The organism is Pseudomonas sp. F220 (assembly GCF_057813935.1).
In genome coordinates this window covers 77,998-99,171 of the sequence record NZ_JBVASJ010000011.1, presented here as the reverse complement: position 1 = coordinate 99,171, position 21,174 = coordinate 77,998, and the positions used below count along the sequence as shown (strand labels likewise).

General features: G+C 60.1%; 20 protein-coding genes. 12 read left to right on the top strand and 8 right to left on the bottom strand.

Going from position 1 to position 21,174, the window contains the following annotated elements; translation table 11 throughout:
• Positions 1–205: 205 nt before the first annotated feature.
• From ACZYSM_RS12590 to pedF, 4 genes are read right to left on the bottom strand one after another with little or no spacing between them, the layout of a single operon-like run.
• Entirely contained in the window at positions 206–1,141 is a 936-nt protein-coding gene (locus ACZYSM_RS12590) for a quinoprotein relay system zinc metallohydrolase 1 (RefSeq protein ID WP_489071816.1), read from the bottom strand.
• A gap of 16 nt (positions 1,142–1,157) precedes the next feature.
• On the bottom strand, positions 1,158–1,919 hold the full coding sequence (locus ACZYSM_RS12585; RefSeq protein WP_489071815.1) for a quinoprotein dehydrogenase-associated SoxYZ-like carrier: 762 nt from the start codon (positions 1,917–1,919) through the stop codon (positions 1,158–1,160).
• A 9-nt stretch (positions 1,920–1,928) separates the two neighbouring features.
• On the bottom strand, positions 1,929–2,804 hold the full coding sequence (locus tag ACZYSM_RS12580; RefSeq protein WP_489071814.1) for a substrate-binding periplasmic protein: 876 nt from the start codon (positions 2,802–2,804) through the stop codon (positions 1,929–1,931).
• A 3-nt stretch (positions 2,805–2,807) separates the two neighbouring features.
• A complete protein-coding gene (gene pedF / locus ACZYSM_RS12575) occupies positions 2,808–3,269 on the bottom strand; it encodes a cytochrome c-550 PedF (protein ID WP_489071813.1) in 462 nt (153 codons plus the stop codon).
• Between the two features lie 264 nt (positions 3,270–3,533).
• Here pedF and ACZYSM_RS12570 point away from each other — a divergent pair, with 264 nt between their 5' ends.
• The 6 genes from ACZYSM_RS12570 to ACZYSM_RS12545 all read left to right on the top strand — a co-directional run bounded on the left by ACZYSM_RS12570 (position 3,534) and on the right by ACZYSM_RS12545 (position 8,753).
• Complete coding sequence (locus ACZYSM_RS12570; protein WP_489071812.1) at positions 3,534–4,718, top strand: ABC transporter substrate-binding protein; 1,185 nt, start codon at positions 3,534–3,536, stop codon at positions 4,716–4,718.
• A 31-nt stretch (positions 4,719–4,749) separates the two neighbouring features.
• Positions 4,750–5,709 (top strand): YVTN family beta-propeller repeat protein, encoded by a 960-nt coding sequence (locus tag ACZYSM_RS12565; protein ID WP_489071811.1) that lies wholly within the window; start codon positions 4,750–4,752, stop codon positions 5,707–5,709.
• Positions 5,706–6,437, top strand: a complete 732-nt coding sequence (locus tag ACZYSM_RS12560; protein WP_489071810.1) for an ABC transporter ATP-binding protein — start codon at positions 5,706–5,708, stop codon at positions 6,435–6,437. Before ACZYSM_RS12565 ends, ACZYSM_RS12560 begins: the two co-directional genes overlap by 4 nt.
• Positions 6,437–7,228, top strand: a complete 792-nt coding sequence (locus ACZYSM_RS12555) for an ABC transporter permease (RefSeq protein WP_489071809.1) — start codon at positions 6,437–6,439, stop codon at positions 7,226–7,228. The genes ACZYSM_RS12560 and ACZYSM_RS12555 overlap by 1 nt, the downstream gene beginning before the upstream one ends.
• A gap of 245 nt (positions 7,229–7,473) precedes the next feature.
• Positions 7,474–8,031 (top strand): PQQ-dependent catabolism-associated CXXCW motif protein, encoded by a 558-nt coding sequence (locus tag ACZYSM_RS12550; RefSeq protein ID WP_489071808.1) that lies wholly within the window; start codon positions 7,474–7,476, stop codon positions 8,029–8,031.
• 56 nt (positions 8,032–8,087) lie between these two features.
• On the top strand, positions 8,088–8,753 hold the full coding sequence (locus ACZYSM_RS12545) for a response regulator (RefSeq protein WP_489071807.1): 666 nt from the start codon (positions 8,088–8,090) through the stop codon (positions 8,751–8,753).
• 152 nt (positions 8,754–8,905) lie between these two features.
• Here ACZYSM_RS12545 and nahK read toward each other — a convergent pair whose 3' ends face one another.
• The 4 genes from nahK to ACZYSM_RS12525 form a co-directional block, all read right to left on the bottom strand.
• On the bottom strand, positions 8,906–11,539 hold the full coding sequence (gene nahK, locus ACZYSM_RS12540; protein ID WP_489071806.1) for a hybrid sensor histidine kinase/response regulator NahK/ErcS': 2,634 nt from the start codon (positions 11,537–11,539) through the stop codon (positions 8,906–8,908).
• On the bottom strand, positions 11,469–12,632 hold the full coding sequence (gene nosP / locus ACZYSM_RS12535) for a nitric oxide-sensing protein NosP (RefSeq protein ID WP_489071805.1): 1,164 nt from the start codon (positions 12,630–12,632) through the stop codon (positions 11,469–11,471). The genes nahK and nosP overlap by 71 nt, the downstream gene beginning before the upstream one ends.
• A 380-nt stretch (positions 12,633–13,012) precedes the next feature.
• Complete coding sequence (locus ACZYSM_RS12530; RefSeq protein WP_489071804.1) at positions 13,013–14,197, bottom strand: porin; 1,185 nt, start codon at positions 14,195–14,197, stop codon at positions 13,013–13,015.
• Positions 14,198–14,557: 360 nt separating this feature from the next.
• Positions 14,558–15,589 carry an Ldh family oxidoreductase gene (locus ACZYSM_RS12525; protein WP_489071803.1) on the bottom strand — a complete coding sequence of 344 codons (1,032 nt, stop codon included), beginning with the start codon at positions 15,587–15,589 and terminating at the stop codon, positions 14,558–14,560.
• A 143-nt stretch (positions 15,590–15,732) separates the two neighbouring features.
• Here ACZYSM_RS12525 and ACZYSM_RS12520 point away from each other — a divergent pair, with 143 nt between their 5' ends.
• The 6 genes from ACZYSM_RS12520 (at position 15,733) to ACZYSM_RS12495 (ending at position 21,012) form a co-directional block, all read left to right on the top strand.
• A complete protein-coding gene (locus ACZYSM_RS12520) occupies positions 15,733–16,608 on the top strand; it encodes a MurR/RpiR family transcriptional regulator (protein WP_489071802.1) in 876 nt (291 codons plus the stop codon).
• Between the two features lie 12 nt (positions 16,609–16,620).
• Positions 16,621–17,376, top strand: coding sequence for a transporter substrate-binding domain-containing protein (locus ACZYSM_RS12515; RefSeq protein ID WP_489071801.1), 756 nt, complete (start codon positions 16,621–16,623; stop codon positions 17,374–17,376).
• Positions 17,377–17,488: 112 nt separating this feature from the next.
• A complete protein-coding gene (locus ACZYSM_RS12510) occupies positions 17,489–18,208 on the top strand; it encodes an ABC transporter permease (protein WP_489071800.1) in 720 nt (239 codons plus the stop codon).
• Positions 18,205–18,915, top strand: a complete 711-nt coding sequence (locus ACZYSM_RS12505) for an ABC transporter permease (RefSeq protein ID WP_489071799.1) — start codon at positions 18,205–18,207, stop codon at positions 18,913–18,915. The genes ACZYSM_RS12510 and ACZYSM_RS12505 overlap by 4 nt, the downstream gene beginning before the upstream one ends.
• A 49-nt stretch (positions 18,916–18,964) precedes the next feature.
• Complete coding sequence (locus tag ACZYSM_RS12500) at positions 18,965–20,206, top strand: NAD(P)/FAD-dependent oxidoreductase (RefSeq protein WP_489071798.1); 1,242 nt, start codon at positions 18,965–18,967, stop codon at positions 20,204–20,206.
• A gap of 17 nt (positions 20,207–20,223) precedes the next feature.
• A complete protein-coding gene (locus ACZYSM_RS12495; RefSeq protein WP_489071797.1) occupies positions 20,224–21,012 on the top strand; it encodes an amino acid ABC transporter ATP-binding protein in 789 nt (262 codons plus the stop codon).
• Positions 21,013–21,174: the final 162 nt, after the last annotated feature.

The following is a 21,174-nucleotide window of genomic DNA, read 5'->3' as shown; positions in this document are numbered from 1 at the left end:
GGTCTGGTGCAGATTCTTGGCCGCCGCCGCCCTGGCAACAATTACCCGCAGTGCTGAGTTTTCTAGTTCCTTGGTACAAGGAACCCAATGGAAGACCTGTAGGAGCGAGCTTGCTCGCGATGGACTCAAGGGCGGCGCGTTTATTCAGAAAACACGCGTTATCGTTAACGTCCATCGCGAGCAAGCTCGCTCCTACAGGGGTGCATTACCGAGAGTTGTCATCCACCCGCTTCATCTGCCCACGCTCATAGCGCGGATACAAATGGCTGACGCTGCGGATCAGTTCATAGCGGCTCAGGCTGATGCCGGCAAACCGTTCGGGAATCGGGCTGCGGATCATCTCGCCCATTTCGCTGCCGTTGGCTGCGCCGTCGCGCATCAATTGGTCGAGCCAGCCGAGGTAGTCGCGCATCTGCACGAAGGGTGCATGGTCGGTCGCGATCGGGCCGTGGCCGGGTACGATCATTTTCCACGGCAAGGCTTCAAGCTGATCGATATCCGCCTGCCACACCTCTAATCCCGGGCTATTGGGCGTGGTCAGGGCCCGCTCATAAAACACCAGATCGCCGGCAAACAGCACGCCGGTTTTCTCATCGAGGATTGCCAAATCGGCGCCGGTATGCCCGCGTAGCCCCAGCAGTCGCAACGAGTGACCACCGATGTTCAGGGTTCCGGGCGTTAGCTCCTGGGTCGGCAACACCACCTCGGTGCCACGCATCCAGTCACCCACCAGCCGATACATGTTCTCGGCCATGGCATCGCCTTGCTGACGCAGCAACTCGGTGGTGCCGGCCAAGGCACCGATCGGCACATCGCTGAACGCCTGATTGCCCAGCACGTGATCGGGATGATGGTGAGTCAACAAGACCTGAATCACCGGTTTGTCGGTGGTCGTAGCAATCGCTTTACGCAAAGCCTCGCCATAGCGCTTCGATGGACCCGTATCGATCACCACCACCCCACTTTCGGTGACAATGAACGCGGTATTGACGATATTGCCGCCATTGGCCTTGGCAAAATTATCGGTAGTGCCTTCCAGCAGCCAGGTGTCTTCGGCAATCTGCCGGGGTTTGAGTTGATAGTCGAAGTCCGCCAGGGCCTGCAGGCTCAGCGTAAGACAAAACAGCAGCATCCAGCGCATGACGCGCTCCTTCTTTTCAGGGAATGGCCGCATCGAATTCATTGCCGCTGTTATCGCGCAGCAGCAGACGGGTCTGCCCTGCCCCCTCGATGTCGAATGTCAGGTTCGGGTTTTCGCTGACGGCCGGGAACAGTTCAAGAGTGGCCAGCACCTTGCCGGCCTCGTCGCGCAACTCGGCATGGTTGAGGAAGAACTCAGGAATCCCGCTGACCATGCCGTTATCCATCGGGTGCGCCACCTGCACCCGCAAGCGACTGAACTCGCCGCGCGGATAACGCCCGCCTAGGACTTCGCCGATATGCTCTTCCCAGCCCGGTTGAGTGCGCACCACACTGGGTGCGGTGCAGCCACCGCCAGCGGCGTCGATCAGGGTCGAGCCGACATGCCAGAGCCCGTCCCGGGTCAGCACCGCCGCACGCAACGGCGTGGCTTGTTCGATACGGATGCGGATCGACAGCCAGGGCAGTACCCGCTCTCCTGGCTGGAAGTCGACGATCTTCGGCAACGGATTGAGCTCGGCCCAGGCGAGGATCTTCACCACCTCACCCTTGAACGCCCGAGCGTCGATTTCCAGCGGCACCTGCCGGGCATCCTCGGCGAACGGCGGCGCCAGCAACTTGACCCGGTCATCGAACACGAACGGCCCATCGTCAAGCATCTGCTTGTGATAGAAGGCCCACATCACCGAGGGCACCGGGTCCTTGCCCGGATCGACCTCGATGGCCTGCGCCGCCAGCGGCAACCAACAGGCCAAGAGATAACTCGCTCGCCAGTTCATCGCCCGCTCCTATTGATACATCTCCGGTACTTCATACCGCAGGCCGTACTCGGCGTAGATCGCCTTGAGCGTGCCATCGCGGATCAGTCCTTCCAGCGCCTCTTCCACGGCATAGGCCAGCTGCCGATTGCTTTCATGCACCGCCATGCCGATCTCCCACAGCTGTTTGCCCATGTTCGGGTAGGCATTTTCTGCCAGCGCCAGTTGCGGGTCCTTGGCCTGATGCACTTGCCAGTCGATCTCGCCGCGCATCGCCATCACTGCATCCACCTCACCGGCCTTCATCGCGGCAAAGGCTTGCGGCACGCTGGGGTAATGGTGGGTCTTGGCGCTGAGCATGCCGTTGAACACCGAAGTCAGGTAGAACGACGGCACACTGTCCACTTCGACGCCGATGGGGTGGTGTTCAAACACCGCGACGCTGCCCACCGAGTCCAGTCGGCGGCGGTCATAGGCAACCTGCCAGGACTCGTTCTGGTAAGGACCGAACATCACCACATGACCGTTCTCCAGCTCGCCGAGTTCATTGCGCTTTTGTGCGTAATCGCGGTCGTAAGGCACGCGCATCATCAGGTCGGCCAACTGCTGATTGCGCAGCTGATTGCCACGCCAGATGTAATCGCGCAGGTCGTCGTCGAGCTTCTCGCCGGCCGGCGCCCAGACCAGTTCCAGGCGCACTCCGAGGGCTTTGGCCAAGGCCTTCGCCAGTTCGACATCGACACCCTGTGGCTGGCCACCGTCTTCGAAACTGTAGGGCGCGAAATCCTTGTAGACCGCGACCTTCAGCTCGCCTGCTGCGATCATTTCATCGAAATTGCGAATCTGCGCCTGCACCGTCTGACAGCACAGCAGCAGAGCGGCGAACAACACAGCGAACAGGCGCATGGGTTACTCCTCGACGTGCACGCTATCCAGATAAGTGCGCACCGCCCACAAGGCTTCCTGACTCAAGTAGTCAGCCATTTTCGGCATGTAGACCCGACCGTCGCGTACGGCACCGTGACGCACGCGCTCCACGAACCACTCGTCTCCAGCATCGCCGACATCGAGCAGGCGCAGGTCCGGTGCGATACCGCCGGATTTGGCTTCCAGGCCATGGCAGGCCGCACAGTTCTGGTTATAGGCCGAGGAGCCGATTTCCAGTGCCCGGTCGTGTTCCGGGGAGGTGCGATAGGGGTTCACCGCAGCCCAGCCATCACCGTCAACCTTTATCCCGGCGTCCTTGATCGGTGTCAGACCTTTGGTTTCCACGGCTTGCGGCACTACGTTGCCATGGGCCAATACTGAGCCTGCGCTGATCAAACCGGCCAGCAGCCCGGCGGCTAGCATGGCGTTGCGTATTTTTGTCATTGTTATGCCCTCAAGATTGCACGCAAAACCTCTCTGCAGAGGTCATGCCCCCATCTTAAGAACAGCCCACTGTGAGCCGTATGCTGCTTTGGTGGCCGCCCTCTAGTCCCTTGGTAGTAAGGCTTGTGGCGAGGGCCTGAAGCATGTGTCGGTCGGGAAATATTCCCGGCGCTACTACCTTGGTACCAGCCCACCGATACTTTCTGCATATTTCCCTGCCCCCCTTCACTTCCTATGCTGGCGATATCTGAAGTGGAGTGCCCTATGCGCCAGCTTGTCAGTTACGCCTTGTTCTACCTGCTGGCGATTGCCTGCGCCGCGTTACTGGCAACCCAAAGCCAGGCGGCGGACGCTGGGTTGCAGATCCGCATTGGCTATCTGGGTTATCGGCCCGATCCTGGCCCGTTGCTGTCCAACATCATCCCCGAGCCCACCGACGCCGGGCTGCGCGGTGCCGAACTGGCGATCACCGACAGCAACAGCACCGGGCGTTTTCTCAACCAGAGCTACAGCCTGCTCGGCAGCAATGTCGACAGCCCCGAAGCCTTGCTCGATGCGGCCAAGGCCCAGCACGATCAAGGCCTGCGGCTGTTCGTGGTGAACGCACCGGTCGACAGCTTGCGCCAGCTCAGCGCCGCCCTGCCCGACAGCCTGCTGTTCAACGCTGGGAGTGCCGACGACAACCTGCGCAGCACCGATTGCCTGGCGAATGTGCTGCATAGCTTGCCGAGCCGGGCGATGCTCGCCGATGCCCTGGCGCAGTTTCTGGTAGTGCGCAAATGGCAGCGAGTGCTGCTGATCGTCGGCCCGACGCCGGACGATCAGGCCTATGCCAGCGCATTGCGCCGTGCGGCGAAACGTTTCGGGTTGAAAATCGTCGCGGAAAAACCCTGGTCTTTCGACAATGACCAGCGCCGCAGCGCCCAGGCCGACATGCCGCTGTTCACCCAGACGGCTGAGTACGACGTGGTGCTGGTGGCCGATGAGCGCGGTGACTTTGGCGAGTACGTGCCTTACCAAACCTGGTATCCGCGTCCAGTCGCCGGCACTCAGGGCCTGACGCCGACCGGTTGGCACAAGACCGTGGAAACCTACGGTGCTGCGCAATTGCAGAAACGCTTTGAAGCCATGGCCGGACGCTGGATGAACGACCGTGACTTTGCTGCCTGGATCGCCGTGCGCAGCGTCGCCAGTGCCGTGAGTAAATTGCGTGAGGCCGATGCCCAGGCGATTCGCCAACTCGCGCTCAGCGATCAACTGCCGCTGGATGGTTTCAAGGGTCGCAAGCTCAGCTATCGCCCGTGGAACGGCCAGTTACGCCAGCCGATTCCGATCGTTCAGCCGCGGGCACTGGTGAGCACTTCGCCACAAGACGGCTTTCTGCACCCCTTCAACGAAATGGACAGCCTGGGCTATGACAAGCCTGAGGTGACCTGCCGCTTCCCCTGATTCCCACAACGACAACAACAAGGAACCTGCCATGCGCCGCACCCTGCTTGCATCCGCTTTACTGCTCGCCACCGCGCCCGTGCTGGCGAGCACTGCCTGGGTCTCCAACGAAAAGGACAACAGCCTGAGCCTGATCGACATGCAGACCCTGCAAGTTACCGACACCCTGGCCGTCGGCCAGCGCCCACGCGGCTTGTTGCTGTCCCATGACAGCAAGCTGCTGTACATCTGCGCCAGCGACTCGGACCGGGTCCAGGTGATGGACGTTGCCACCCGCAAAATCATCAAGGAACTGCCCTCCGGCAAAGACCCCGAGCAGTTCGCCCTGCACCCCAATAACCGCTGGCTGTACGTGTCCAACGAGGACGATGCGCTGGTCACGGTGATCGACACCGAAACCTCCAAGGTGCTCGCTCAGGTAAACGTTGGCGTCGAGCCGGAAGGCATGGCGGTCAGCCCTGATGGCAAGTGGGCAGTGAACACCAGCGAAACCACCAACATGCTGCACTGGATCGACACCAGCACCCAAACCCTGGCCGACAGCACGCTGGTGGATCAGCGACCGCGCTTCGTCGAATTCAATCAGGATGGCTCGAAGCTCTGGGCCTCGGCCGAGATCGGCGGCACGGTGACGATTCTCGACGTGGCGACCCGGAAAATCCTCAAAACACTGAAATTCCAGATCAAGGGCGTGCACCCGGACAAGGTTCAACCGGTCGGCGTCAAACTCAGCGCTGACGGCAAATACGCTTTCGTCGCTCTCGGCCCGGCCAACCATATCGCGGTGATCGACGCCAAGACCTTTGAAATCCTCGACTACCTATTGGTGGGCCGCCGGGTCTGGCAGATGGCGTTCACCCCGGATCAAAGTCAGTTGCTGGCCACCAATGGCGTCAGCGGCGATGTGTCAGTGATCGATGTAAACAGCCTCAAGGTCATCAAGTCGGTCAAGGTCGGGCGTTATCCATGGGGCGTGGTGGTCACCCCATGAACGCCCTGAAAGTGAATGACCTGAGCTTCGCCTACGGCCCTCGTGAAGCGCTGCGTCACGTGACGTTCAGCCTGCTACCTGGGCGTTTCGCTGCGTTGCTGGGGCCGAACGGTGCCGGTAAATCGACCCTGATCGCCCTGCTGACGCGCCTGTATGACCTGCAATACGGTGACATCCAGGTCGGCGGTCATTCGTTGCGCAGCGCCCCGCGTCCGGCGTTGCGTCAATTGGGCGTGGTGTTTCAACAGAGCACACTGGACCTGGACCTGAGCGTCGAGCAGAACCTGCGCTACCACGCCGCGCTTCACGGGCTGTCCCGGCGTCAGACCACCGCGCGGGTCGAGGCTGAGCTGGCGCGCCAGGCACTCACCGAGCGGCGCCGTGAACGGGTCCGCGAACTCAATGGCGGCCATCGCCGTCGCGTGGAAATTGCCCGTGCGCTGCTGCATGAGCCACGGCTGTTACTGCTCGATGAAGCCAGCGTCGGCCTCGACCCCGCCAGCCGACTGGCACTTAACCAGCACATTCGCAGCTTGTGCCGGGACCACGGTATCAGCGTGCTCTGGACCACCCATCTGCTGGACGAGGTGCAGGCCAGTGATGATCTGCTGATTCTGCACCAGGGACGCCTGGTGGCCAGCGGTCAGGCTGATGCCTTGAGTCTCGAACACGGCGGCGACCTGACCTCGGCGTTCCAGCGCCTGACCACTCCAGGAGTAGCGGCTTGATGAACGCTTATTGGCAATGCTTCAGCGGTATCGTCCTGCGTGAATGGCTGCGGTTTATCTTGCAACGCACACGGTTTCTAAGTGCGTTGGTGCGACCCTTGCTGTGGCTGCTGGTGTTCGCCGCGGGTTTCCGGGCGGCACTGGGTATCGCCATCATCGAACCCTATGACACCTACATCCCGTACGAGGTCTACATCATCCCCGGGTTGGCCTGCATGATCCTGCTGTTCAACGGCATGCAGGGTTCGTTGTCGATGGTCTACGACCGGGAAATGGGCAGCATGCGGGTGTTGCTGACCAGCCCCCTGCCCCGGGCCTTTCTGTTGAGCAGCAAATTGCTGGCCACCTCATTGATCTCACTGCTGCAGGTCTATGCGTTTCTTGCTATCGCGTGGGTCTACGGGGTGCAACCGCCGGCCTTTGGGCTGATTGCTGCACTGCCGGCGTTGCTAATGGTGGCGTTGATGCTCAGTGCACTGGGGTTGTTGCTGTCCAATGCCATCCGCCAACTGGAGAACTTTGCCGGGGTGATGAATTTTGTGATCTTCCCGCTATTTTTCCTGTCATCGGCGCTGTACCCACTGTGGAAAATGCGCGAAGCCAGTGAGTGGCTGTATTGGCTCTGTGCCCTTAACCCGTTCACCCACGCGGTGGAGTTGGTGCGTTTTGCCCTGTACGAACGCTTCAACCTGATGGCGCTGGTAGTGTGCCTGGGATTGACGCTGCTGTTTTCGCTGCTGGCGGTGCTGACCTTCAATCCGCAGCACGCGGCGGTTCGGCGGGCGGGCTGATCCAAAACCTGTAGGAGCAGCCGGTCGACGCTCGATTGCTCGCGATGGACTCAAGGGCGGCGCGTTTATTCAGAAAACACGCGTTATCGTTAACGTCTATCGCGAGCAAGCTCGCTCCTACAGGGTCAGAGTCGCCCTCTCATCATCAAAATACGACTTTAGTACTGGTTTACCTGTCTATCGTCGCATTCACAAAGCATCACCACTGGCATGTAATGGGTTTATAACAAGAAGGACCTAACCCTATGCTGCGTGCCCCGCGCTACCTGCTCCATCCGCCCCTTGCAGTCTTGTCGCTGAGCCTGTTGCTGGGCGTCGCGCAGGCCGAAACATCGCTGTTTTCCCCTGAGGGCTATCGCACCAGCCTCTACCGTAGTCCGACCCCGGATCATGTGGACGGCGCGCGAATTATCGACACCGCGAACCTGCAAGCCCTGTTGGCGCAAATACCCAGGCCGGTGCTGATCGACGTGTATCGTCGGCAATGGCTTGAGGGGCGCTTCATCGAAGACCAACCCCACGCCAACCTCCCCGGCAGCCGCTGGCTGGCCAACACCGGTGACGGCGAGCTGAGCCCGCAATGGCAGGATTATTTCGTGCGCAACTTGCAAAAAGCTACGTCCGGGCGCGAGGATCAGCCATTGGTGTTTTACTGCCGCGCCGATTGCTGGTTGAGCTGGAACGCGGTAAAACGCGCCACCGCGATGGGCTATCACGCGGTGTATTGGTACCGCGATGGCCTGGATGCCTGGGAGGCGGCGCACTTGCCCCTGGAGCCGTCCCAGCCCGAACCGTTTCCCTGACTCACTAAACAGCGTGTCCCCGCCACACCATAATCAAAATAACGAGGTGAAAGGCCATGTACAAAATTCTGATTGCCGACGATCACCCACTGTTTCGTGAAGCCATTCATAACGTCATCAGCGACGGTTTTCCCGGCAGTGAAGTCATGGAAACCGCAGACCTGGACAGCGCCCTGGAGCTGACGCAACAGCACGATGATCTGGACCTGATCCTGCTCGACCTGAACATGCCCGGCATGCACGGTCTCAATGGCTTGATCAATCTGCGCAACGAGGCACCGACCATTCCGGTGGTGATTGTCTCCGCCGAACAGGACAAGCAGGTCGTGCTGCAAGCGATCACCTATGGTGCGGTGGGTTTCATCACCAAATCCTCACCGCGCGCGCAGATGACCGAGGCCATCCAGCAGATCCTCAACGGTAACGTCTACCTCCCCTCGGACATCATCCGCACACAAAAAGCCGGCACCCGGCGCAGCATGAATGACACGCCGAACTTCCCGCCGGAATTGCTCCAGGCCCTGACTCGCAAGCAGTTGCTGGTGCTGGAGCGGATGACTAAGGGCGAATCGAACAAACAGATCGCCTACACCCTGGAAATTGCCGAAACCACGGTAAAGGCCCACGTCTCTGCGATCCTGCGCAAACTCAACGTGCACAATCGGGTGCAGGCGATTCTTAGTGCCGGGGATATCGATTTTGCGGCGTATTTGCGGCGGTGACATTTCATTCAAAGGCCTGTGATAACCCTGTGCCTATGTAGGAGCGAGCTTGCTCGCGATGGACTCAAGGGCGGCGCGTTTATTCAGAAAACACGCGTTATCGTTAACGTCCATCGCGAGCAAGCTCGCTCCTACAGGTTACGCGGCGTGCCTTACGGCCGCCCCAACAAATGACTGATCGCCATCTTCAGCTTCATCGGCCGTACCGGTTTGTGCATCAAGGTATGGCCGAGCTCGCGCATTTGCAGTTTCAGTTCGTTGCTGTAGTTGGCGGTGATCATCAGGGCCGGCAAAGGTGACGCGCGCCGGGCGTTGATCAGCGCCACGGCATCGACGCCGTTTTTGCCGTTATCCAGGTGGTAGTCGGCGATCAGCAGTTCTGCCTCGGCGTGGTAATTGTCCACCTGACGTGCCAGGTCTTCTTCCGAGAGCGCCGTCACCACCTGGCAGCCCCAGCTTTCCAGCAGCGTACGCATGCCCGCGCAAATCGCTGCGTCATTGTCCAGTACCCAGATCCGCGCCCCGCGCAAGCGCTCCAGCATCGGCTCGCTCATCGGCAGCTGCGCCGCAACCTTCGGCGCACTGTTGGTCAGCGGCACCTCGATGGCAAACATCGAGCCCTTGCCCGGCCAGGAACGCACGGTGATCCGGTGCCCAAGGATTCCAGCGATTTTTTCGACGATTGCCAAACCCAATCCCAAGCCACGATCCTGATTCGGCCGCTGCACATCGCCGCGTTTGAACTCCTGGAAGATCTCTTCCAGTTTGTTTTCAGCGATGCCCATGCCGCTGTCCCAGACCTCGATGGATAACCGCTGGCGATGCCGACGACAACCCAGCACTACTCGGCCGCTGGTGGTGTAACGAATGGCGTTGCTCAACAGGTTGCGCAGAATCCGTGCGAGCAACTGGATGTCACTGCGCACCAACGCCGAACACGGCACACAGTGCAATTGCAGGCCTTCGCTGCGGGCGACCTGGGCATATTCGGTCGCCAGGTTTTCCAACAACTCGCTGAGGGCAAAAGGCGCAATATCGGCTTTGATCACCCCGGCGTCGAGCTTGGAAATATCCACCAAAGTACCCAGCAGGTTTTCCACGTCTTCCAGCGAATTACTGACGTTGCGCACCAGAATCGCATTGGCCACCGGTTCGCGGCGTTCGAGCAGTGCGCTGGTGAACAGCCGTGCGGCGTTGAGCGGTTGCAGCAGGTCGTGACTGACTGCGGCGAGAAACTTGGTCTTCGACAGGTTGGCCTGTTCCGCCTCAAGTTTTGCCTCACGCAAACGCGATTCGACGCGACTGCGCTCGTCAATTTCGCGCAGCAACTGATCGTTGAGAGTGGTCAATTCGGCAGTGCGTTCGCGAACCCGCACTTCAAGATTCTGATAAGCCTGATGCAACGCCTCGGCGGTGCGGCGGCGCTCGGTGATGTCGCGAATCAACACGAAAATTCCCACCACTTCGCCAGTGGCCAAACGGTTCGGCACGTAGGAGCGCAGCATGTAGCGCTCCTGATTATTGATGTTGGTTTCAGGAAACTCGAAGGTCACGCTCTCCCCGGCCAGCGCCCGCGCCACATAGGATTCCAGGCGCTGATAATGCTCTTCGCTGTGGACCTCGCGCAGGCTCTGGCCGAGCATCACGCCGCGTGGCCAGCAGTACCATTGTTCATAGACCTTGTTGGTGAATTCGTAGACCAGATCAGCATTCAGGTAGGCGATCAGCGCCGGCACATGGTCAGTGATCAGGCGAATCCAGCGCTCGCTCTCACTGAGCGCTTCGGCATGCTGGTAGCGCTCGGTGATGTCGGTAAACGTGTTGACGAAGCCGCCAGTCGGCAAGGGATGAGTGCGAATTTCCAGTACCCGCCCATCGAAGAGTCGCTGCTCACACTCATGAATGATCCGCCCGTTGGCATCGCGGCTGGCCGGGGTCAGCAGACTCAACTCGCTGTCGCCGATCACTTCGGCGAACAATCGATGGGCCGCCACCGGCGCCAGGCCGCTCAACTCGAGGAATCGACGATTCCATAACTCCAGCACGCCCTCGGCGTTCACCATCGCTACACCCTGGGACAGGTTGTCGACGGCGCGTTGCAGCAAATGGGATTTTTGCGCGACGGCCTGCTCGCGGCGCACGGTTTCGCTGAGTTTGACCTCGGTGATATCGGTGAAGAGGATCACCCGCCCGCCTTCCTGAGTCGGCCGCTCGCTGACCTGTAACCAGCGACCGTTCTGCAATCGGTAGAGCAAATGCTCATCGGCATGGCCGCGCGGCTCTTCGTTGAACAGACCGCTGCCGGCCATCAGCCTCTTGACCTCAGCCAGACGCATGCCGGCCATGATCCGTACCCGGCTGTTGCTCCAGAAAGCCTTGAAGCGACTATTGAACAGCACAATGCGTTGATCTTCATCGAACAGCACGAAGGCATCGGAAATGCTTTCAATCGCATCGATCAGGTGACGGTGGGCGGTTTCCGCCCGCAACCGAGCCTCGCTGAGCAAATGATTGCCGGCCTTGAGTTCGGCCATGGCCTGATTCAGCGCATCAGTGCGTTCGCGGACCTGTTCGGCCAGCACCACCGAATGCTGAAACGCCGAATACGGATCGTTGCCACGGGTGCCCCCGGACTCGATCCGTTCGATCAGCGCACCATTGATCCGCTGCAACTTGCGGTTTTCATACTGTAAGTGGGCGATCTGCTCATACAGCTCAGCGGCTGACGGGGGTCCGGTTTCGAGCAATGGCAACGCCGGTGAAGGTTTGGTTGATGTGCATGCCATTGAACTGTTCTCCGTAGGTGTTGAAGCCCATCACCCGCTGCTCGCGCAGGAAGGCGCCAATTTGCTCAAGGCTGCCGACGTCTTCGAGCTCCAGGCGCCTGAGGAAACAGTCACAACCGATCGTTAGCAGTAGCGTGCCGAGGCGCGCTTCAAGGCCTTCGAATAGCGTCTGCAAGTTCGGCAATAACGGCCCCGGAATCATCGCGGTGAGCACGATGCCGTTCTCCACCGCGCAATAGAAACTCAGGCTCAGGTCCGGGTGAACCTGCTGGATCGCCCTGACGTAGTACTGCTCGTTGATGCGCACCGCCAGCGGATGGGCAGCGAATACTCGATGATCGAGTTCAGCCACCGGTACGCCGATATGCCGGGCATATTCCTCGGCAGCGGGCTCGGCGTTGAGTTCGTAGACCCGGCGCGAGGTGCTGTCAGCCCGGGTGACCACCAGTTTCTCTTCGCGCGGCAGGATGTGATGGGTGGTGAACACTTCAAAATCCAGCCAAGTGTTGACCAGCACCACCACGGCTGCGCCGCTGTGGAACTCGCCGCCGAAATACACATGGGTGTGGGTCAGGTAATTGTCATCGCCGGCCGAGCCGCCGAAATGCGGGATATCGCCGAGTGCTGCACTCAGCGCCGCGAGGACCATTTCCTCGCGACTGGACAGGCCATCGAGCAAGGTCAGCGCGAAACTGTTGCCCTTGATCGGCGCCAGGGTGTTGCTGCGACAGTCGCCCACCAGGCGTTCGACCATTTGCTGGGCGTCGATCAGGCTGAAGTGCTCCATCTGATCGATCAGTTCGATGGCGATGGAAAAGTGCCGATGATCAAAACCCACTGCGGTGATGCAGCCGCGACCATAGCCATTGGGGGTGATTTCCCCGGCGCTGGTGCAGCCCACCAGGCGGATTCCGCCAAAACTCTGCTGCAAAGCCGGGCCCAGGACCTTTAAGTCGTACTCGGCGGAACAAAAGAACAGCACGAAGCCCAAGTGTGGATGAAGCAGTTGCCGCGCCAGGTCCTGGGCGGCGTCCTGAGCATCGGTGGCCTGGGACATTGCACTGACGACACCATCGGTCTGGCCTTGTTGCATATTCGCCTCCCGCAGGTGCGTTGTCTGAGGCATGAGTGTACGAAGCCAGCGGCGCGGGCCGTATGCTACTTGGGTAGCGGGTAGCCGGTTCCATGGGATGAAGTGCAGGTGGCTGCTGATAGAAAGGTATCGGTCAGTCAAGGAATCTGGCGCCGCACCTCCCCCGTAGCAGCTGCCGAGCCTGCGAGGCTGCGTTCGGCTGCGCAGCAGTCGTAAAATCAGGCGTTGCGGTATTCCAGACAAGCCGTGGAAGCAGGATTTACGACTGCTTCGCAGCCGATCGCAGCCTTCGGCAGCTGCTACAGGGGGAATGTGCGGAGCCAGAGATTCCTTATCAACACCGCGCCGCGATGCGCGCAGCGCGAGTAGATTCGGCCGGTTTACCAGGTCAACACTGCCCCTACCGCGAAGGTATCGGTGTTTTCATTCTGGGCATTGGTGTCGTGTCCCTTGATTTCAAACTGGTTGTACTCGGCCACCAGTTTGAGGTTGTCATTGACGTCATGGAACAGCGCAATCCCTCGGGTGTCGTAGTCCGCGCCGCTGCCGACCACGCCGTTACCGTCGTCTTTGGTCTTGCCGTAAGACAGCGCCAGACGGTTCTTGCCGAGTTTGTAGGAGCCCTGCAGCAGGTAACCGTCGCTGTCGACTTCACGCAACGTGGCTTTGCCGGCGTTGTTGGTGAAAAACGGATTGATGCCTTTGGCCTGGAAGCCCGAACCGGTCAGGGACAAACCGCCCATTTTCGCCTGCACGCCGTAACCGACGCCTTTGGAGGTGACCGACTTGACCGTTGAGTCGGTGTTGTCCGAGGTCTGGTAACTGCCGTTGACCCAGCTGTAGATCTTCGCCCCGCTGACGTCGAACTGGTAGGTGATCTCGCTCTCGGTCCGTGGGTTCTCCTGATAAGCTTTGCCCAGCGCGCTGCTGTCGTTGGTGTCTACCGGATCCATGATCCCCACCGCGACCCGCAACCCGTCCATGACCGGAGAGCGGTAGGTGATCTGCGAAGTGGGGAACGGGTACGGGTAACCAGTGCCGATGTTGCCGAACGACACCCCGCCGCCATCCACCAGCCCCAGGCTGTCACTGACCTGGCCGTAACCGGCCAGCATCTCGTCGAGCAAGATGTTGGAGCGAGCGAACAGGCCGAAGTCTTTACCGATCAGCACTTCACCCCACTCGGGGTTGGCGACGGTGCCGTAGAACTGGCGCACATCAATGGCGGTGTCGGTGCCGTTGGTTTGACTGTCGTTGATGGTCACCCAGAACGAGGCCCGTGCACCGAGTTTCAAGTCGTCGATTTGCTTGCCCATGTTGAAGCCCAGGTAGTTGGGCAAGAAACCCATCTTCACCCGCGCCTGGCTCCGATCGAATTGATCGCCGGGACGGTCGACTTTGCTGTTGACGTAAAAGGTGTTGATGTAGCCATCGGTGGAGAACGTGGTCTGATCCTTGTCGTACAGCATGATGTCGGCTTTGGCCATTGAACTCATGCCCAGGGTCGACAGGCCGGCAATTAAAGCTGGCAAGAAACAGTGCTGGAATTTCTTATTGTTGTGCATGGCGCGCTCCGCAAACGGGGGACGAGATGTCGGAGGCGATTATCAAAAGGCTGGGCACCCGCTCATATGCTGCCTTGGCGGCAATTGGCAGGTGCTTTGGATTGGCGGGAGCGACCCGCCAAGTTTGGTGTAAGACCGGGCGGCTATGAGGTGCGAAACTTAAGGCTTACGCGGGCTAGCCGATGGGATGATCGACTAGCGAAATGCAGCAGATCCCCTGTAGCAGCTGGCGAAGCCTGCGATCGGCTGCGCAGCAGTCGTAAAACCAGCAACTCATTCTTTCAGCACTGATGCGGTTTGCCGTATTACGACTGCTGCGCAGCCTGGCGGCAGCTGCTACAGAACCGCGGTGCTGCTGAATCAACCTGCCAGTTCACGCAACTTCCACAGCTCCGCCGCCGCTAGCGGAATACCTGCGCTGCGCGATTGTTCCCGCGCCTGATAACGTCGGTCACCCGGCAAACGCTCAAGCCCTACGGCATGCATCTGCCGCACCAGTTCTTCGCTGCGGCTGGCGAAGCTGTTACCGCCGGACTTGCTCGGGTCGATCAGGATGACCAACTGGCCAGTCCAGGGAGTTTGCGCACCGGGATGCTTCGACCAGTCGAATTCGAAAGAGAAATTGCCTCCGGTCAGCGCTGCTGCCAGCAGTTCAACCATCATCGACAAGGCCGAACCCTTGTGCCCGCCAAAAGGTAGCAAGGCGCCACCGGCGAGGATCGCTTTCGGGTCCTGCGTGGGCTGGCCATGACTGTCGACGCCCATGCCCGCTGGCAACTGCTCACCTTTGCGCGCGGCAATCTGCACATCGCCATGGGCAATGGCGCTGGTGGCCAGGTCGAAAACAATGGGCTCGCCGCCGGCACGGGGCGCGGCAAAGGCAATCGGGTTGGTGCCGAACAACGGCCGTTGCGCGCCATGGGGCACCACGCAGGTCATGCTGTTGACCACGCTCAAAGCCACCAGACCTTCATTGGCGAACGGCTCGACATCCGGCCATAACGCGGCGAAGTGATGCGAGTTGCGGATCGCCAGCACCGCGATGCCGGCGCTGCGTGCTTTCTCGATCAGCAGGTCGCGGGCAGCGGCCAATGCCGGTTGAGCGAAGCCGTTTGCAGCATCCACCCGAACGAAACCCGAGGCCACATCTTCGACAATCGGCCGGGCCTTACCATCGACCCAGCCGCTGGCCAGTGACGACAAGTAGCCGGGAATCCGGAACACCCCATGGCTATGGGAACCGTCACGCTGGGCCCTGGCGCAGTTGTCGGCCAACACCCGCGCGACCTGTGTGGAAGTACCGTGGCGCTCGAAAATCTGTTGCAGCATCTGGCTCAAATCAGAGAGGCAAAGGTGCTCGGTCTCGGGCATTACGGCAGTGGATTCGGACATTCTGAGGCTCCAGGAGAATTGTTATTGGGAGTGGGCAACAGCGGTCTGACTATCCAGTCATGCCAGTTATCTGTCAAATATTGACTTAATGACAGAAAACATTCACCTTCTCGCCAAGCGCTGAATAACAACAGGAAACAGCCTTGAGCCAGCCCATCAAACAACGTCTCGAAAGTAGCTTGTCGACCGCCGCCGCCTCGGGCCGGGCGATCGCCACTTACATGCTGGCCAACCTCTACGAGTTGCCGTTCCAGACCTCGGCCGATATCGCCGCCAAGCTTGGGGTCAGCGAATCCTCCGTCGGACGCTTCTGCCGCTCCCTCGGCTACAGCCATTTCAAAGACCTGAAAAACGACCTGAAAACCGATCTGGGCGAAGGCCCATGGCTGGTAGGTGAACGTTTGCAGGAGTTCCGCCAACAAGCCAGTCAGAGCCCGCAAGGTTTACCGCGCAGCTTCGAACTGGAAGTCGGCGCACTGGTGAAGGTCTACGAATACAGCCTGACCCCGGCCTGGCAAACCGTCAGCCAGCGCCTGGCCACTCGACGCAAAGTGTTTGTCGCCGGGTTCCAGACCGAGCGCGGCATCGCCGCCTCTATGGTGCATCTGCTGCAGTACCTGCGCGACGGTGTGCAGTTGGTGGACGGCGCTGCCGGGCATTACGCCGACGTGCTGCTCAGCAACCCTGAAGAGTGCGCGCTGGTGGTGTTCGAAGCCCGGCGTTATTCCCGCCATGCCCTGACCCTGTGCCACAAGGCCCGCGAAGCCGGGATTGCGGTCACCCTGGTCACCGACACCTTCTGCGACTGGGCTGAGCAAAACGCCGATGAAGTGTTCCGCGTGCCCACCGAGTTCAACCTGTTCTGGGAGTCCACCGCATCGATGCTGTCGCTGGTGCACCTGCTGGTCAACGAGGTGTGCAAGCAGTTGGGCCCCGAAGTCGAAAGACGTCTTGAAGCAACCGCCGCATTACATAACGAGTTCGTTGGATACACATCCTCACCAGGACCAAAACAATAATCGAGGTGTTAGATGAAAAACGTCATCCGCTTTGCAAGTGCATGTGCAATGGTCATCGCCGGTGTATCAGGCGCCCAGGCTGAAGTGCTGAAAATCGCCACCGAAGGCGCCTACCCGCCGTTCAACTACGTTGACTCGGACAACAAACTCCACGGCTTCGATGTCGACATCGCCAACGCCCTGTGCGAGCGGATGAAGGTCGAGTGCACTATCGTCGCTCAGGACTGGGAAGGCATCATTCCGGCGCTGATGGCGAAGAAATACGATGCAGTGGTCGCCTCAATGATTGCCACCGATGAGCGCAAAAAGAAAATCGCTTTCACCAATCACTACTACCGTACGCCGCTGTCGATCGCCGTGGCCAAGGACTCGAAAATCACCGACGCCCAGACCAATTTCAAAGGTCTGTCGGTCGGTGCTCAGTCGTCCTCGACCCAGGCCATCTACGCCGAAGAGCATTACGGCCCGGCCGGTGCCGACGTGAAGTTCTACCCGACGCTGGACGAAGCCAATAGCGACCTCACCGCGGGCCGGGTTGACGGGGTGATTGCCGACAAGTTCCCACTGCTGGCCTGGGCTGAAACCACTGGCAAGGACTGCTGCAAGGTCATCGGTGACGTCAGTGGCACCACCGCCGACGCCTCCATCGCCGTACGCCAGGATGACAATGTTCTGCGTGAACGGCTGAACAAGGCGCTGGATGAAATCGTCGCCGACGGCACCTACAAAAAGATCTCCAGCCGCTACTTCGCCTTCGATATCTATTGAACCCTCAGGTTCCGGGCCTCGGCCCTGGACCTTCTTCTTTCGCACCCCTGCCCCGCGCTCAGCTTGAGAGCGTCGGCGGCGTGCAGGCTTAATTTCGCGAGAGGGTTCGGGCATGTTCGAACATCTGTCACTGTTATCTTTCGCCAGCGGCGGCTGGGGTTCGGCGTTGTTAGCCGGTGCCCTGGTGACCATCGCCCTGGCCCTCAGCTGTGTGCCGATCGGCTTGCCGCTGGGTCTGGGCGTCGCACTGGCGGCGCGTTCCAAGCGGCGCTGGTTGCGGGTCTCGGCCACTGCCTTTTCAACCGTATTCCGAGGGTTGCCGGAGCTGCTGACACTGCTGATCATTTACTACGGTTGCCAGATCGCCGCGCAGAAGATTCTTGCTGCGATGGGCTACCAGACCGAAGTGACGATCAACACTTTCGTTGCTGCGATGATCGCGTTCAGCCTGGTGTTCGCTGCGTTTTCCAGCGAGATCTGGCTCGGCGCCTTCAAGACCGTGCCCAAGGGGCAGTTCGAAGCGGCTTCGGCATTGGGCCTGTCCAAAAGCACCACCTTCCGCAAAGTCGTGCTGCCGCAACTGGCGCGCATTGCTCTGCCGGGTTTGTCGAATAACTGGCTGTCATTGCTTAAAGACACGTCACTGGTCTCGACCATTTCCCTGGTCGATCTGATGCGTCAGACCAACCTGGCGGTCAGCGTGACCAAGGAGCCGATGTTCTTCTACGCCGTGGCCTGTTTTGGCTATTTGTTTTTCTCGGCACTGTCCGGTCGCTTGTTCCACTTTCTTGAGCAGTATTTCAGCCGCCATCAACGGAGTGCCCGCCCATGAGCTTCGATGATGTGCTGAACCTGTTTCTCAGCCCCGAACTGCTCGATCGCTACGGCTCGCGCTTTATCGACGGGTTGCTGGTGACCGGTAAACTGGTGGCAATTTCCTTCACCCTCGGGGCTCTGCTCGGTCTGCTGATTGCTCTGGGTCGGTTGTCGAACAACCGCTTCCTGCGCAGCTTTACCGGCGCCTATGTGTACTTCTTCCGTGGCTCACCGCTGCTGGCGCAGCTGTTCATGCTGTATTACGGCCTGGGCTCATTCAAAGGTTTCTGGCAGGACGTCGGCCTGTGGTGGTTCTTCCGCGATGCCTGGTTCTGCACCCTGCTGGCCTTCACCCTGAACACTGCGGCCTATCAGGCCGAAATCTTGCGCGGCAGCCTGCTGGCGGTCGCCCAGGGCCAGCGCGAAGCCTCGAAAGCCTTGAGCCTGTCGCGCTGGACCACCTTTCGCAAAGTCATCCTGCCGCAGTCGCTGCTGGTGGCCATCGGGCCGCTGGGCAACGAGCTGATCCTGATGATCAAGGCCAGCGCCATTGCCTCGCTGGTGACCATCTACGACCTGATGGGCGTGACCAAGCTGGCCTTTTCCCGCAGCTTTGACTTCCAGATCTATCTCTGGGCCGCGGTGCTGTACCTGCTGATCGTTGAAGTGGTGCGCCGCAGCCTGAAACTGATCGAAGGCCGTCTGGGCCGTCATTTGAACTAAACCGACTTTCCTGGGCTGCCACGGTGGCCCGCGTACCAAGGATTTACCCATGCATTGCGAAACCATCGTTCTTGGCGCCGGGATTGTCGGCGTCAGCACCGCGCTGCAGTTACAGGCACGCGGCCGCAAAGTAGTGCTGCTCGACCGCCAGCAACCGGGCAACGGCACCAGTCATGGCAACGCCGGGTTGATCGAGCGCGCGAGCGTGATCCCCTACGCGTTCCCGCGTCAGCTTTCGAAGCTGCTGCGTTACGGTCTCAACCAACAGTCGGATGTACGCTACAGCCTGCGCTACCTGCCCAAGGCTGGCCCATGGTTGCTGCAATACTGGCGCCACTCCGGCCCCAAAGGGCTGGCCGCTGCGACCCGTTCCATGCTGCCGTTGGTAGAGCGCTGCGTCATCGAACATGACCTGCTGGCGGAACCGGCGGGCATGACCGACCTGATTCAAGGTGGCGGCTGGATCGAAGCGTTCCGCGATCAAGCGGCCTTCGAAAAGGCCAAACAGGATGCCTTGGGCCTGAGTGAGTACGGGTTGAACTATGCAGTCCTCGACCAGCAGCAGATCCATCAACATGAACCCGGGCTGCATGCCGAGGTGATCGGTGGCCTGCACTGGCTCGACCCCAAAACCGTCAGCGATCCGGGTGGCCTGACCCGGGGTTACGCCGAGCTGTTCAAAAAACGCGGCGGCACCTTCGTCCTCGGCGACGCCCTGACCCTGCGCCAAAACAACGGTCAATGGCAGGTGCAAAGCGACCTCGGTCTGATCACCGGCAACGAAGCGGTTATCGCCCTCGGACCTCAGGCCAGAGGCATCTTCGACCCCTTGGGTTATCGCATTCCGCTGGCGATCAAACGCGGCTACCACATGCACTACGCGGCCAAACCCGGCACTCACATGCAGCACCCGATTCTCGATCCGGTGGGTGGCTACGTCCTGGCGCCAATGGTGGGCGGCATTCGTTTGACCACCGGGATCGAGTTCGCCGACAGCGATGACCCGATCAATGAAATCCAGCTGCGTCGCTGCGAAGAGCATGCCCGTCACTTTTACCCGCTGGGCGAACGCCTCGACGCCGAACCCTGGCTCGGTCGTCGGCCGTGCCTGCCGGACATGTGCCCGGTGATTGGTCCGGCCAGTCGCCATCCGGGGCTGTGGTTCAACTTCGGCCACGCTCACCACGGGCTGACCCTGGGCCCGGTCAGCGGTCGCCTGCTGGCTGAAATGATGACCGGCAGCATGCCGTTCACCGACCCGACGCCTTACAGCGCCGAGCGCTTCCACTGATCGCTGGAGACTTGAGCATGCAAACCAATACTGCCCTGCTGGAAACGCCGGCGATCATAGTCCCCGACACCCGTAAAGTGGTGGTCGATATCGCTGGGCTGAACAAGTTCTATGGCGCCTTCCATGTGCTGCACGACATCGACCTGAAAGTCCGCGAAGGCGAACGCATCGTGCTCTGCGGCCCCTCCGGCTCCGGAAAATCGACGCTGATTCGCTGCATCAACCGCCTGGAAATCGCCGAAAAAGGCACCATTCTGATTGACGACACCGATCTGTCGCAGAACACCCGAGAAGCCGCCAAAGTGCGTAGCGAAGTGGGCATGGTGTTCCAGCATTTCAATCTGTTCCCGCACATGAGCGTGCTCGACAACTGCACGTTGGCGCCCATCTCGGTACGCGGCCTGCCGCGCAAAAAAGCCGAAGAACTGGCCCGCAACTACCTCAACAAAGTCGGCATCGAAAACCAGGCTGACAAATACCCCAGCCAACTCTCCGGCGGCCAACAACAACGCGTGGCCATTGCCCGGGCGCTGTGCATGGAACCGAAAATCATGCTGTTCGACGAACCGACCTCAGCGCTGGACCCGGAAATGGTCAGCGAAGTCCTCGACGTCATGGTCAAACTCGCCGGCAGCGGCATGACCATGCTCTGCGTCACCCACGAAATGGGTTTCGCCCGGCAAGTGGCCGAACGGGTGCTGTTTCTGGATGGAGGGAAGATCATCGAGGATGCGCCGCCGAATGACTTCTTCGGCGCGCCGAAGAGCGCAAGGGCTAAAGCGTTTCTTGCGCAGATTGTGCATTGAGTGATGGGTTGCGATGTCAGCGCGAATTGCGACTGGCACCGCGACAAGCCAATATTGGTGGCTTACAGTCAGAGCCGCTTTCGCTTGTACTGAAAGCAATTTTCGAGCAAAAGCGGACACTCGCATACTTGGCATTGCATGATTCCAAGGACTTATAAATCG

Excerpts from the sequence above, each read along its gene's own strand:
- ACZYSM_RS12495 (WP_489071797.1), top strand. The coding sequence starts at position 20,224 with ATGCAAACCAATACTGCCCTGCTGGAAACGCCGGCGATCATAGTCCCC.
- ACZYSM_RS12530 (WP_489071804.1), bottom strand. The coding sequence starts at position 14,197 with ATGCACAACAATAAGAAATTCCAGCACTGTTTCTTGCCAGCTTTAATT.
- ACZYSM_RS12555 (WP_489071809.1), top strand. The coding sequence starts at position 6,437 with ATGAACGCTTATTGGCAATGCTTCAGCGGTATCGTCCTGCGTGAATGG.
- ACZYSM_RS12500 (WP_489071798.1), top strand. The coding sequence starts at position 18,965 with ATGCATTGCGAAACCATCGTTCTTGGCGCCGGGATTGTCGGCGTCAGC.
- ACZYSM_RS12505 (WP_489071799.1), top strand. The coding sequence starts at position 18,205 with ATGAGCTTCGATGATGTGCTGAACCTGTTTCTCAGCCCCGAACTGCTC.
- ACZYSM_RS12590 (WP_489071816.1), bottom strand. The coding sequence starts at position 1,141 with ATGCGCTGGATGCTGCTGTTTTGTCTTACGCTGAGCCTGCAGGCCCTG.
- nahK (WP_489071806.1), bottom strand. The coding sequence starts at position 11,539 with ATGGCATGCACATCAACCAAACCTTCACCGGCGTTGCCATTGCTCGAA.
- ACZYSM_RS12510 (WP_489071800.1), top strand. The coding sequence starts at position 17,489 with ATGTTCGAACATCTGTCACTGTTATCTTTCGCCAGCGGCGGCTGGGGT.
- ACZYSM_RS12550 (WP_489071808.1), top strand. The coding sequence starts at position 7,474 with ATGCTGCGTGCCCCGCGCTACCTGCTCCATCCGCCCCTTGCAGTCTTG.
- ACZYSM_RS12570 (WP_489071812.1), top strand. The coding sequence starts at position 3,534 with ATGCGCCAGCTTGTCAGTTACGCCTTGTTCTACCTGCTGGCGATTGCC.
- ACZYSM_RS12515 (WP_489071801.1), top strand. The coding sequence starts at position 16,621 with ATGAAAAACGTCATCCGCTTTGCAAGTGCATGTGCAATGGTCATCGCC.
- ACZYSM_RS12565 (WP_489071811.1), top strand. The coding sequence starts at position 4,750 with ATGCGCCGCACCCTGCTTGCATCCGCTTTACTGCTCGCCACCGCGCCC.
- ACZYSM_RS12560 (WP_489071810.1), top strand. The coding sequence starts at position 5,706 with ATGAACGCCCTGAAAGTGAATGACCTGAGCTTCGCCTACGGCCCTCGT.
- nosP (WP_489071805.1), bottom strand. The coding sequence starts at position 12,632 with ATGCAACAAGGCCAGACCGATGGTGTCGTCAGTGCAATGTCCCAGGCC.
- ACZYSM_RS12545 (WP_489071807.1), top strand. The coding sequence starts at position 8,088 with ATGTACAAAATTCTGATTGCCGACGATCACCCACTGTTTCGTGAAGCC.
- pedF (WP_489071813.1), bottom strand. The coding sequence starts at position 3,269 with ATGACAAAAATACGCAACGCCATGCTAGCCGCCGGGCTGCTGGCCGGT.
- ACZYSM_RS12525 (WP_489071803.1), bottom strand. The coding sequence starts at position 15,589 with ATGTCCGAATCCACTGCCGTAATGCCCGAGACCGAGCACCTTTGCCTC.
- ACZYSM_RS12580 (WP_489071814.1), bottom strand. The coding sequence starts at position 2,804 with ATGCGCCTGTTCGCTGTGTTGTTCGCCGCTCTGCTGCTGTGCTGTCAG.
- ACZYSM_RS12585 (WP_489071815.1), bottom strand. The coding sequence starts at position 1,919 with ATGAACTGGCGAGCGAGTTATCTCTTGGCCTGTTGGTTGCCGCTGGCG.